Genomic DNA, 12769 nt, shown 5'->3' with positions numbered 1-12769 from the left:
GGCTACACCAGCATCAGGAGGAAGGCGAAGGCGGTGGCCAGCACCCCGGCCACGAGGAACTGCGGAACCTTGGTCATGCGGAACCGGGCCATGGAGCTCTCCACCACGCCCACTCCCACGGCCAGGCCCCCCAGGGCCGCATAGAACGCCAGCCAGTTTTGCCAGGCGTGGGGCGCGCGCGGAAGGGCCGGCGTCAGGATGAGCGCGCCCAGCACCAGGAGCTTGAGGCTGGCGCCGTAGAGCACCAGGGCGAGGGGGCGACCCGAGTGGTCGAGCACCATCACCTCGTGGATCATGGTGAGCTCCAGGTGGGTGTTGGGGTCGTCCACGGGGATGCGCGAGTTCTCCGCCAGGTAGACGATCACCCAGCCCGCCAGGATGAGGATCAGGGGTCCCGTGAAGCGGGTCGTGAGGCTGCCCGGGAAGGCCAGCATCGTTCCCAGCGAGAGGCTGCCGTTGGCCTTGGCCAGGGCCGCGAAGCCCAGGAACAGCGCGGGTTCCGCCAGGGCCGAGAAGGTGGCTTCACGCGCCGCGCCCATGCCCTCGAAGCTGGAGCCCGTGTCGAGTGCCGAGAGGATCGTGAGGAAGCGGGCCAGCCCGAAGAGGTAGGCGAAGAGGATGACGTCGCCCTGGAAGGAGACCGGCGCCGGCGTGTGGCCGAAGGGCACCAGGCAGGAGGCCACCAGGCCGGCGGCCACGCCCCCCACCGGGCCGGCGAGGAACACCCAGGTGGTGGTGCGGCTGAAGACGGCCTGCTTGCGGGCGAGCTTGGCCAGGTCGTAGTAGAGCTGGAGCACCGGCGGGCCCTGCCGGCCGGCCATCAGGGCCTTGGTCTTGGCGATGAGGCCCGGGATCAGGGGCGGCAGCAGCAGCACGGTGAGCCCGTGCAGCAGGAACTGGAGCATCGCCGGGAGCATCGCCGGGAGCATCACCGGAAGCGTTGTCGGGAGCGTTGTCGGGAGCAGGGATCGAACCATGTCAGGCCACCATCCAGACCAGGAGCGCGAGCAGGGTGAGCAGGACGTAGAGCAGGTAGACGGGCAGCGCCCCGCCCTGGGCCACGCGGAGGAGGCCGGCGCCGCGCACGGCGAGCTGAAGCGCGGGCGAGGCTGCCCGGTCCAGGGCCGGATCCGGCACATGGCTTTCGTACCGCGCCGGACGGGGGAACCAGCCCACGAGGCGGGGAAGGTGCGCCACGGGCCGCAGGGCCCAGCGGAGGCCCCTGACCAGGCCGTCCGCGAAGGAGGATGCGGTGTACTGCATCCGCGCGTCCGCCGCCGCGTAGCCGCAGTCCCAGGTGGGCAAGTCCCTCCCTTGCGGCACCAGGCGGAGCCAGCGCCCGAGCAGGAGGGTCAGGAGCCCCAGGACCAGGGCCGCCCAGGTCAGCATGCGCAGGGGAGCCAGCGCCACGAGCGCCTCGCCACCTGCCGGCGCCCCCCCGACCAAGCCGACCACCCGCCCCAGGGCCGGCGCGAAGAGGGCGGGCACCACGCCGATGGCCAGGCAGGCCAGGGCCAGCAGACCCATGGGCAGGAGCATGCTGCGCGGCGCTTCCGGCGCCTGTTGCGCCGCCTGAGTCCGAGGCAGCCCCAGGAAGACCGCGCCGAAGGCCTTGGCGAAGCAGGCCAGGGCCAGGGCCCCGATGAGGGCGAGGGAGACGAGGATGACCAGCGGCCAGGCCTGCCGGCCCAGCCCGAGCTCGAGGCCCAGGCCCCGGAAGGCGCCCAGGTAGATGAGGAACTCGCTCACGAAGCCGTTGAGGGGCGGCAGGCCGCAGATGGCCCAGGACCCGGCCAGGAACGCGGCCGACGTCCAGGGCATCGTCCGCCCCAGGCCGCCCAGGCGCTCCAGATCGCGCGTGCCCGTGGCGTGCAGCACGGACCCCGCCGACAGGAACAGCAGGCCCTTGAACAGGCTGTGGTTCACCACGTGGAGCAGGGCCCCGGCATAGCCCAGGGCCTGCATCGCGGGATGGCCCGTGGCCTTGCCGAGGGTGCCCAGCCCCAGGCCCAGCAGGATGATCCCGATGTTCTCGATGGAGTGATACGCCAGCAGGCGCTTCAGGTCGTGCTGGCCCAGGGCGAAGGCCACGCCGAGGATGCCGGACAGGGCGCCCAGCGCCACCAGCGTCCCGCCCCACCAGGGTGGAGGGTCCGGCACCCAGGAGAGGAAGCGGATGATCCCCAGGATGCCCATCTTGAGCAGCACGCCCGACATCAGCGCGGAGACGTGGCTGGGGGCGGCGGCGTGGGCCGGTGGCAACCAGACGTGCAGCGGCAGGACGCCGGCCTTGAAGCCGAAACCCAGCAGGAACAGCGCGAAGAGGGCCGTGCCTCCGCGGGTGGCCGCGAGGCCCGCGGGCAGGGCGCCGAACCCCGAGTGGCCCTGGACCTTGGCCAGCAGCGCGAAGGCCGCGAAGAGGAACAACGTACCCGTGTGCGTCGCCGCCAGGTAGATCCAGCCCGCCCGCCGGGTCTCGGGCTCGCGGTCCTCGGCCATCACCAGCAGGAAGGCGGCGATGGCCATGCCCTCCCAGGCCAGCAGGAAGGTCAGGGCGTGGGACGCCATCACCAGCATCAGCAGCGAGGCCGTCAGGAATCCGAAGACCAGACGCAGAATCGGCGTGTGCCCCCGGTGACCCTCCCAGTAGCCCACGGCGTAGAGCCCCCCGCAGAACGAGAGCAGCAGCACCGGAATGGAGAAGAAGGCCGCGAGCGGATCCAGCACCAGGAGCCCCGGTGATCCCAGCGCCGCGGTACGGAGTTGGAGGGCCCCGCCAGCCCCCCCGGCCAGCACCCGCAGGGCGGCCATCAGGCCCAGGACCGCCGCCAGGCCCAGCAGGCCCGCTGCCACCTCCCCGCCCCGCCGCCGCAGGAACAGCCCCGGCACGCCGGAGACCGCCGCGACCAGCAGGGCGAGGAGGGCGAGGCTCATCCCAGCAGCCTCCCCCGCAGTAGCATCCAGAGGAAGGTGCCCAGGAGGGTCAGCAGCACATAGAGGAGGTAGACCGGGAGGTGACCCTGCTGGAAGCGCCGGAACCGGAGCAGGCGCTCCGCCACCCGGACCACCCGCGGCTCCAGGAACACCTCGCCGAAGGGCTCCCGGAAGGCCTGGCGGAAGGAGGCCCCGCCCGGGAAGAGCCCCCGGAGGCGCGGCCGCCGCGCCCGCAGGCCCGGCTGGACCGGCGCCCACGCATCCGCGAAGGAGCTGCCCGTGTACTGGGCCCGGGCCACGGCCGCGGCGTAGCCGCAGTCCCAGGTGGGAAGGTCCGCCTCCGGCGCCTCGGGCGATCGGCGCAGCCAGGCGAGACCCGCCCCGACGAGGGCCAGCAGGCCCAGCTCCACCCCGGCCAGCCGGTGGAAGTCCACGCGGAGACCCGCGGCCAGCAGGGCTGGCGTCCCAGGGGCCGCCGCCGCGATCACCCGGTCCAGCAGGGGCAGCAGCAGGAAGGCCCCCAAACCCACCGCCAGGCAGAGCCCCGCCAGGACGGCCATGGGCAGCAGCATGGAGGCGGCGGGGTCGTGAGCGTGATCCGCCAACTCGCTCCGGGGCGCACCCAGGAAGAGGGTGCCGAAGAACCGCGCGAAGGCCACCGCCGCCAGCCCCCCCGCCAGGGCCAGGGCCACCAGGCCGAGGGCCGCGGACCAGGGATAGCCCCGACCCAGGGAGGCGAAGAGGCCCCGGTAGAGGAACCACTCGCTCAGGAAGGCGTTGAAGGGCGGCAGGGCCGCCACCGCCAGCACCGCCGGGAAGACCACCAGGGCCGTGCGGGGCATCCGCCGCGCCAGGCCGCCCAGCGCCTCCATGTCCCGGGTGCCCGTGGCGTGCAACAGGGCCCCGGCTCCGTAGAAGAGGAGGCTCTTGAAGAGGGCGTGGTTCCAGACGTGGAAGATCGCCCCGCCGAAGCCCAGGGCCATGAGCCAGGGATCGTGCGTAGCCCGGCCCGTCCAGCCCAGCCCCACGCCCATGGCGATGATCCCCAGGTTCTCGATGCTGGAGTAGGCCAGCAGCCGCTTGTAGTCCCGCTGGGCCAGCGCGTTCCCCACGCCGTAGAGGGCGGTGAGGGCGCCCAGGGCCAGGAGCGTCCCGCCCACGCCCCGGGGGATGCCTGGCAATAGGCTTGACACGCGGAGGATGCCGTAGATGCCCGTCTTGAGCATCACCGCCGAGAGGATGGCAGAGACGTGGCTGGGGGCGCTGGCGTGGGCCGAAGGCAGCCAGAAGTGCAGGGGCAGCACCCCCGCCTTGAAGCCGAAGCCCGCGAGGGCCAGGAAGAGGATGCCGCCTTCGAACCAGGGCGAGGTGGAAGCCGGAAGGGCCGTCCACTGGAGGCCCCCCATCCGCTGGGCCATGAGGATCACCATGGCGGTCAGAAGCAGGGTGCCCGTGTGGGTGCAGGCCAGGTAGACCCAGCTGGCGCGCCGGACCTCCGGCTTCTCGTGCTCGGTGCCCACCAGGAAGAAGGCGGACACGGCCATCAGCTCCCAGGCCACCAGGAACACCAGGCCGTGCCGGGCCAGGAAGAGCAGCGTCATGGCCGCCACCAGCAGGCCGTAGAAGAAGCGCAGGGATCGGCCCGAGCCCCAGGCCAGCTGCACCGGCCAGTAGCGCTGCCCGTAGATCAGGCCCAGGCCGCCCACCAGGTGCAGGGGCAGCAGGAAGGCCGCGGACAGGGCATCCAGCTCCAGGCGGGCCGGGAGGCCCCAGACGCGGAAGTCCAGGCCCGAGACGGCCCCCCCGAGCAGGAGGTGGAGCGCCGCGCCCAGGGCGAAGAGACTGCCCAGGAGGCCGAGGCCCGTGGCCAGGCGCTCCGGCGCGCGCGGGGAGGCCGAGGCCAGGGCCCCCGCGAACCAGCACCCGGAGGACGCGAGGACCAAGGCCACATCCAGCATCTGCACGCTCCGGGTTCAGGAAACGAGCCCGGCGGCTCAGGTTTTGGCTGGGGCACCCGGGTAGGGGCTCGTCATCAGATGGGCCGGGGTCGGTTGGGCCCATGCTACTCCCAACCCGGGCGTGTCTTCAAAACCGATGCGGACGGGAGGCCCGGCCCCGCGGACAAGGCAAGGCCCGGAGACCCAGTATCCGTGGGCCTCCGGGCCTTGAGGCGGGCGGATCAGAGCCCCAGGTTCACGGTCGTTGTCGTGCTCGCGGTCACTGTGGCGGGCTGCACGGTCGAGGTGGTCGTGGTGGTGGTGCCATCCAGGTTCAAGGTGCTCCGCACGGCCTGGACACTGTAGGTCCCGACCGGAACGGTGGTGAAGCCGTAGGTCTCCGTGGTGCCCACGACGGCCATGGTGGTGCGCACGATGAAGCTGAAGGTGCCCGAGGAGGTGACCAGCGACTGGAGCAGGTTCACCTGGTCGCTCTGGCTGCTGGTGGCCAGCGGCGTGAGGCCGCCGGACACGGTGCCCGTGGAGGCGTTCGCGGTGAAGGCCGCGCTGTAGGTGAACACCGGCGTCGAGGCCGTCAGGGCGAAGGCCTCGCTGGCCTTGGCGTCATAGGCCTTCGGGGTCGTGGTCCCCACCAGCGGGTGGCTCACCACGTAGTAGGTCGTGCCCACCGGCAGCAGGTCCAGGGTGTAGGCGCCATTGGCGTCCGTCACGGTGCTGCGCGCGATCCGGGCGTTCCCGGAGCCATCCAGGGTTTCGGCATAGACCGTCACGCCGGGCAGGCCCGTGGAGGTGGCGGCATCCGTCAAGGTGCCCTGGATGGAGCCCGTGGCGATCTTGTCGAAGGCCCAGATGGTGGGACGCAGGATGTACTGGCCGGACATGCCGGCCTGCACCACCTGGATGGAGTGGGCGGCGTCGAAGTCGATCCAGACGTCCTTCGTGGTGCCGGCCGCCACATCGAAGTTGACGATCAGCTTGATGCCGCTCTGCATGCCCGAAGGCACCTTGAGAGGCTGGACGGACCCGTCGGCCAGCTTGACGGTGTTGCCGGAGCCGAGCACCAGCCGCATCTGGCCGTAGTGGCCCGCGGGCAGGGTGGCCCCGGTGGCCAGCGTCTCCTCCACGCCGCCCACGAGGCCCAGCAGGTTGATGGTCTTGTTGGGCGTGCCCAGGGTGATCCAGGTGCCGTTGCTGTTGATCTCCACGGCCTGGATGTTGACGTTGATCTCCTGGTAGCCGGAGATGGGCCCGTCCACCAGATGCACGTTCATGCTTCCGCTGGCGACGTTGCCGCCGCTGCCGGAGCCGGAGCCAGAGCCGCTGCATGCCAGCAGGAAGGCGAGGCCCAGACCGGCCAGCGTCAGGAAGGTTGCGCGCCATTTCAGCATGTTCACCTCCGATCTCATGCCCCGGATAAGGACATCAGGACAGCCATCATGGTCCCGGAGGCGCTCGTCCGCAAATTAAAAAACGAGTTTTAAGGTCAATCAAATAAAGATATAGATCTTTGGGTCTATCTTTCCTAGAACACCCTGAGCAGGGCCACGTACCCGTTCACGGTGCGGACGCCCGCGATGTCGCTCTGCACGCCCACGCCCAGGTCCACGCGCACGGCGGTGAAGAGCCAGAAGCCCGGCAGGTCCCCTGTGACGCCGACGCCGCCCATGCCGTAGGTCTTCTGGTCGTCCAGGCTGCGGGCCCGGGCGTACTCCAGGCTGAGGGACAGGCGCAGGTTCGGTCCCGTGGGGATGGCGAGGGCCGTCTTGGCATAGGAGAGCCGGTCCGCCGTGATGGCATTGGCCCGGATGCCGGCGATGCGCACCACGCCGCCCAGGCCGCCCACATCCAGCGCCTTGAAGCGGTCGAAGGCGCGGCCCGAAGCCCACCCGGCCTCGCCATGGAACCAGAGCCCGGGCGACACCTCGCGATCCAGGCCCAGGCTGCCGCCCCAGCGGCGGAAATCACCCCCGTCGGGGACCTCCTGGAGATCCGCGGCCAATCCGTAGGTCCCGTCCGGGCGGCGGCCCCAGCCGTGGTAGGCCCGCACCTGGAAGCCCCGGAAGAGCCAGGAGCCCTGGAGGGTGCCGATGCGGGTCAGGCCCGAGGGTGGCAGCTGGTAGCCCGGCGTGCGGTACTTGCTGTCCCCCTCGCTGAAGTCGTCGTACTCGAAGTCGCCCCGGCCCTCCAGACGGAAGCCCAGGCCCAGGTCCCGCCCCAGCTCCAGGCCCATCTTCCCGAAGCGGCGGCCCACGCCGTCCCGGTCCGAGAGCCGCCCGTTCACCACGGGACGCTCCGTGCCCTTGAGCAGCAGGGCCGTGGCGTCGGCGCTCACGTCGAAGCTGCCCAGGCCCCGGGGGATGGCCAGGCTGGCGGTGTTGAAGAGGATGGCCGTGAGGGCGTTGAGCTGCACGCCCTTCCCGAAGGCGTTGTAGTCGAAGTAGAGGAGGCCGCCCAGGGGTGCCACCGGCGGCGTGAGGCCCGGGTCCGCCAGCACCACCCCGGCCAGGGCGCGGCCGCTGCTCTTGGGCTTCTCCTCGATCTTCCGCGTGCCGTCGCCCTGCCTGGTGAAGTAGCGGGCCCCGTCCGGCGTCACCTTGATCATGGTGGCTCCCGAGGCCCGGGCCTCGGCGCGCGCCGCCTCGAAACCCTCGCCGTTCACCTGGAAATCGCGGTAGGTGAAGCGACGCTGCACCTGCACCACGCCATCGGCGCTCACCCAGCGCTCGAAGGTCTGCACGGAGACGGGCCGCCACAGGCCCGGCGCGGCCTCGCCGTAGGTGAGGATTTCCCGCTCGCTCTTCACGGTGCCCGGCAGGTCCGCGCGCTCCCGACGCTCCACCAGGATCCGCCCCGTGGCCTCCTCCACCTCCAGGTCGCCGGAATACAGCAGGGGGTCCGCGTCCACCGGCTCGAAGCGCAGCCGCCGCCGGCCCGGGCCCGCGGCGCCGCTGTCCCGGTAGCGGTAGCGCTCGGTCATGCCGAGGGCCACGGGCAGGGACATGGACTGGCGGCTTTCGATGAGGGGCAGCTGCACCTCGCCGTCGAGCTTGGCGGTAACGCCGTTGAACCGGACGGCCTTCTGGAGCAGCTCCGGCCACTCGCCGGCCCGCTCGAAGTAGCCGAAGCTGAAGCCCAGGTCCCCGCCCCGGCCCGAGGGCGCCTGGAGGTGCAGGTCCAGCTCCGCCTTGGCCTGGACGGTCCGCGCCATGGCGCGGGACCGGAGCTGGGCGGCCCGGACCTTGGCCAGCAGGGCGCCCACGTCGTAGGCCTCGGCGGCGCTGACGGCCACCTCCGTGCGGTCCTTGGGCAGGGGCACCGCCGACCAGGCGCCGCCCGCGAAGGTCCAGCGGCGCATGGCCCCGGCGCGGTTCCGGAGGGTGAGGTCGCCGAGCCCGCCCTCCACGTCCGTGAAGCCCGCGGGCAGCGCCTCCGCCAGCCGGCCCCCGGGGCCGCCGGCAGGCACCACCACCCGCCCTCCATCGCCCATGAGGACGGACACCAGGGCGCCCGGATCCGAGGGCAGCCAGAGGGTCCAGGGGCGGCCCGGGAAGCTGTCCTGGGCCCGGGTGAGCTGCGCCCGCCACTTCGCCGGGTCCAGGTTCAGGTCCGCGGGCACCAGGGCGCCGCCGTCCACGGCCCCCCAGGCGGTCTCGTCCAGGAGGGGCGCGGCCTCGGGGTCGAAGGCCACGTAGAGGCGCTGGGCCGGCGACTGGGCCTTGAGGGCCTGGGCCGCCGCCAGCAGAAGGGAGAGGCGCCCTTCGCCGGAGGGCAGGCGCAGCCGCACGGCGGAGGCCTCCTTCAGGCCCGCCACCAGGGCGATCCAGCCCTGCCGGGCCGCCTCCACCTGGGTCGCGTCCCGGTTGTCCCGGGGCACCAGGAGCGTTCCGTCCACAGCGCGCAGGTCCAGGACCGCGGGCTCCGCCACGCCCGTGCGCAGGGGCGCGGAGGGCGGGGCCTGGGCTGCCAGGGTGAAGGTCAGGACGGGCAGCGCAAGGAGCGGGCGAAGCGGCACGAGGCCTCCAAAGAATCTCCTGAGGCTATCCGGTCGGGGGCGGAGCCTCCAGACTCCGGGCTTCCTTTCCCGCTATCCTCAAAGCTCCCAGGTGCCCATGCGATTCACGGTCCGGCTCACGCATTCCAATGGCGACGTCCTCGTGCGGGACTTCGAGGCGGAGAGTGTCGAGGCGCTGCGGGCCCGCGTGCTGGCCGAAGGCGGGTTCCCCCTCGAGATCACCCGCACGGACACCGCCTTCCGCAGCCGCACCCAGCTCAAGACCGAATCCCTGGTGCTGTTCAACCAGGAGCTGCTGGCCCTGCTGAAGGCCGGCATCCCCCTGCTGCAGTCGCTGGAGCTGCTGGTGGGCCACGGCAAGGATCCCCAGCTCCGCCGCGCCCTGGCCCACGTGGTGGAGCTGGTGCGGGAGGGCATGTCCTTCTCTGACGCCCTGGAGCAGGCCGGGGCCTTCCCGCCGGTCTACCGCAGCAACGTGGTGGCGGGCGAGCGCAGCGGCACCCTGCCGGAAGTGCTGGCCCGCTGGCTGTCCTTCCAGAAGTTCGCCCAGAGCAGCCGCCGGCGCATCATCGAGGCCCTCTTCTATCCCGCCTTCCTGGTGCTGGTGCTCATCCTGGCCCTGGGCGTGATCTTCAACGTGGTGCTGCCCCGCTTCGCGGAGTTCTACGCGGGGGGCGACATCGAGATGCCCCTCGTCACCCGGATCCTGCTGGGGATGGGCAAGGTGGTCAGCTCCACGCTCTGGCTCCAGGGCATCCTCCTCGCGGGCCTCGCGGTGCTCATCCGCTGGATGGCGGCCTCGGAGGCCGGGCGCAAGCTGGCGGAGAGGATGCTGCTGATGCTCCCCAAGGTCGGCACCCTCTACCGCATGTACCACTCCAGCGTGTTCTCGCGCACCCTGGGCGTGCTGCTCTCCGGTGGCCTGCCCGTGGTGCAGGCCCTGGAGGTCGTGCAGCGCACCAGCCCCAGCGAGCGCCTGAAGGGCGGCCTGGCCGTGGTCACCGAGAAGGTGCGGGCCGGCAGCAGCCTGCACCTGGCCCTGGAACAGGCGAAGATCCTCGATCCCCTGGCCGTCGAGATGGTGCGCGTGGGCGAGCAGAGCAGCGCCCTGCCCGAGATGCTCGACCACGTGGCCGACTTCTTCGACCAGGAAGTGGAGAAGGCCACCACCGCCGTTACCAGCCTCATCGGTCCCGTGCTCATCCTCTTCATGGGCGTCGTCGTCCTTGGCCTCCTCCTCGCTATCTACGTGCCGCTCTTCAACGCCAGCAACGTCGTGCGGTAAGAGGGTTCGCAGGATCCCAGAAGGTGAGGAAGCGAGGCACGGCTCTGCCGGGCCGAGCGCGGGGGTCCGGGGGTGTGCGCGCAGCGGAGCGGAGCGTGGAACCCCCGGATCATCAGCGATACCTCTGCTTCAGCCACTTCTGCGGATCCTGCGGCTGGGCCTGGTGGCGGATCTCGAAGCCGAGGCGGGGGCCGTCCACGGTGTCGCCCACGGCGCCCACCCGCTCGCCGGCCTTGAGCACCTGGTCCTTGGCCACCTGCAGGCCCTGGAGGTGCGTGTAGAGGGTGAACCAGCCGCCGCCGTGCTCGAGAATCACCATGGGGCCGTAGCTCTGGTAGTAGTCCGCGTAGACCACCTTGCCATCGGCCACCGCAGCCACCGGGGCGCCGCTGGACGCCGCGATGAGCAGGCCGCTCTGCATGGTCTTGGTGTGGAAGCGGGGATGGAGGTGCTCGCCGAAGCCCTGGGCCAGGGTGCCCTCCACGGGCTGGGGCAGGCTGCCGTGCAGGGTGGCGAAGGCCACGGCGGATTCGAAGACCTCGGCCCTGGGCTTGGCCAGCAGGCCCGCCAGCAGGCGCTCCAGCTGGATGGCCTCCTCCGCCAGCTCCGCCTGGACCTGCCGCTGGGCCGTCTCGTCCTTCTGCAGGCCGTCGAGGAAGCTGTTGAGCTTGTCCTCCTGCAGGCGCAGCGCGGCCTGGAGCTGGGCGGCCTCCTGCTCTTCCCGGGCCAGCCGGGCCAGCACCTCCTTGAGGGACTTCTCCTTGGCGGCGAGGTCGCCCTGCAGACGGTGGATCTGGTCCAGGCGCTTCCGCTCCTGCAACCGCGCCCAGGCCAGGAGGCGGCCCCGCTCCAGCCAGGCGTCGGGATCCTTGAACGTGGTGTAGACGCCCAGGTCGCCCAGGGGCCCCAGCGCCTGCATCCAGCGCACCTGCTTGCGGAGGTCGCCCTGGAGCTTCAGCACCTCGCCCTGGATGCGGGCCTGCTCGCGGCCGATGATCTGGACTTCACTCTGAGCCTGGTCTCGCCGCAGCCGCGCACCATCCACCTGGGCCTGGGCCCGATCGCGCTGGAGCGCGATACCCTGCATCTCCACCAGCACGCCCTTGCGTCGCTTCTTCAGGGCCTCCAGCTGCTGGTCCACCTGGCCCAGACGCCCCTGGATGGCCGCCAGCTTCTGGCGCAGCTCCGCCGGATTCTGGGTCCCCTGGGCCGCCAGCACCGGCGGCAGGAGCAGCAATCCGACGGCGGGGCGCATCCGCTTACTTCCGCCCCCCGGCCGGCAGCAGCATGGCCAGCGCGCCCAGCACCAGGGGACCGCCGATGGACAGGGGCAGCGCCAGCGGCGAGAAGGGGTCCGAGGGAAGCTGAGCCATGGGCAGCAGCCGCACGAAGACCTCCAGCACCTTCACCTGACCCGCGCTCCAGCCCAGGTCCTGGCCGAAGTCCAGGAAGAAGCTCAGGCGCGGGCCCAGCTCGCGGAGCAGCAGCGTAAGCAGCAGGGCCAGGCCGGCGCTGGACTTCAGGAGCCGCGACAGGAGCACCCCCCACAGCAGCATCTGGAGGCCCAGCAGGAGGCCGTGGAGGTCCGCCCGCAGCAGCTCCGGCGGCCAGGCCTGGCCGATGAGGCGCCAGCTCAGGGTCCACACGGGGAGGAGCGCGACCTGGGAGAGGAATAGCCCGTGGGCGAAGCCCAGGCCCGTGCCCGCGAAGAAGCCCTTGAGCCGCTCGCCGCGGGAGGCGGCCGCGGTCCACTGGCTCACGGGACCGAAGGCGCCCAGCAGCACCACCAGGGACACCAGCCAGTACATGACGCCCTGCAGGCCGCCCAGCGCGTAGTCCTTGAGCGATTCGGCCCCCAGGGGAACCGCCGTGCCGAAGACCACCACCTGCGACCCGTCCGGCCCCTGCTGCCCGCGGATCGCCATGAACACCAGCCCCGCGAGGAACAGGCAGACCAGCGTCCAGCCGATGCGCAGCTTCGAACTTCCGAAACGGTCCATGCCAACTCCCAGACGGTCAGGAGGTCAGTCTAGCGGCTGAAGGCCCTACCGCGCCGCCACCACCCGCGCGAGGTGGGCCTTCACGTCGGCCAGGCGCTCCGGCAGCACGGCCACGAAGACCGTATCGTCGCCGGCGAGGGTGCCCATCTGGCCGGGAACGGGATCGGCGTCGAGGCTGAGGCCCAGGGCCTGGGCGAAGCCGGGCGCGGTGCGCAACACCAACAGGTTGGGCGGCACCTCGGTGAGGGTGATGTCCGGCAGGATCTGGGCGGCGGCCTCCACGCGGCGGTAGCGGCCCTGGACCTTCTGCACCCCCAGGCGCTTGAGGCGCCGGGACAGGGTGGACTGGGTGAGCTCGTGGCCCTCGGCGGACAGCTTCTCCAGCAGGTCCGTCTGGTCCGCGATGGGGTGGGCCTCCAGCAGCCGGAGGATGAGCTGATCCAAATCCATGCATGGATGTTGCATGAAATTGCATGAACTCGCAAGCCATTCACTCAACCTTCTTACAAAAGTCGTGAAATAGTTCTTGCTTCGTGGCATTCGATCTGTGCATATTATGCAATCGATTGCATGGTTATGC

9 protein-coding genes are annotated in these 12769 nt (G+C 71.2%); 1 reads left to right on the top strand and 8 read right to left on the bottom strand.

Annotated elements, in window-relative coordinates:
* Nucleotides 1–2: 2 nt before the first annotated feature.
* The 5 genes from MLE64_RS08820 to MLE64_RS08800 form a co-directional block, all read right to left on the bottom strand.
* Nucleotides 3–905, bottom strand: a complete 903-nt coding sequence (locus MLE64_RS08820) for a respiratory chain complex I subunit 1 family protein (RefSeq protein ID WP_423748254.1) — start codon at nt 903–905, stop codon at nt 3–5.
* A gap of 73 nt (nt 906–978) precedes the next feature.
* A complete protein-coding gene (locus MLE64_RS08815) occupies nt 979–2934 on the bottom strand; it encodes a proton-conducting transporter transmembrane domain-containing protein (RefSeq protein ID WP_243317391.1) in 1956 nt (651 codons plus the stop codon).
* Nucleotides 2931–4892, bottom strand: coding sequence for a proton-conducting transporter transmembrane domain-containing protein (locus MLE64_RS08810; protein WP_243317390.1), 1962 nt, complete (start codon nt 4890–4892; stop codon nt 2931–2933). The genes MLE64_RS08815 and MLE64_RS08810 overlap by 4 nt, the downstream gene beginning before the upstream one ends.
* A gap of 221 nt (nt 4893–5113) precedes the next feature.
* Entirely contained in the window at nt 5114–6280 is a 1167-nt protein-coding gene (locus MLE64_RS08805) for a DUF4382 domain-containing protein (protein ID WP_243317389.1), read from the bottom strand.
* A gap of 134 nt (nt 6281–6414) precedes the next feature.
* Complete coding sequence (locus MLE64_RS08800) at nt 6415–8904, bottom strand: hypothetical protein (RefSeq protein WP_243317388.1); 2490 nt, start codon at nt 8902–8904, stop codon at nt 6415–6417.
* A 97-nt stretch (nt 8905–9001) separates the two neighbouring features.
* On the opposite strand from MLE64_RS08800, the gene MLE64_RS08795 reads away from it, so the two are divergent.
* Entirely contained in the window at nt 9002–10189 is a 1188-nt protein-coding gene (locus tag MLE64_RS08795; RefSeq protein WP_243317387.1) for a type II secretion system F family protein, read from the top strand.
* 112 nt (nt 10190–10301) lie between these two features.
* Here the strand turns inward: MLE64_RS08795 and MLE64_RS15770 are convergent, their stop codons facing one another.
* The 3 genes from MLE64_RS15770 to MLE64_RS08780 are packed head-to-tail and all read right to left on the bottom strand — an operon-like array spanning nt 10302 to nt 12654.
* Nucleotides 10302–11444 (bottom strand): murein hydrolase activator EnvC family protein, encoded by a 1143-nt coding sequence (locus MLE64_RS15770; RefSeq protein WP_279343017.1) that lies wholly within the window; start codon nt 11442–11444, stop codon nt 10302–10304.
* 4 nt (nt 11445–11448) lie between these two features.
* Entirely contained in the window at nt 11449–12189 is a 741-nt protein-coding gene (locus MLE64_RS08785; RefSeq protein WP_243317386.1) for a hypothetical protein, read from the bottom strand.
* Nucleotides 12190–12234: 45 nt separating this feature from the next.
* Nucleotides 12235–12654 (bottom strand): arginine repressor, encoded by a 420-nt coding sequence (locus MLE64_RS08780; protein ID WP_243317385.1) that lies wholly within the window; start codon nt 12652–12654, stop codon nt 12235–12237.
* Between the last annotated feature and the right edge of the window lie 115 nt (nt 12655–12769).

It is taken from the genome of Geothrix paludis (assembly GCF_022808815.1).
Classification (GTDB): Bacteria; Acidobacteriota; Holophagae; order Holophagales; family Holophagaceae; genus Geothrix; species Geothrix paludis.
This window is presented reverse-complemented; position numbering and strand designations above follow the sequence as displayed.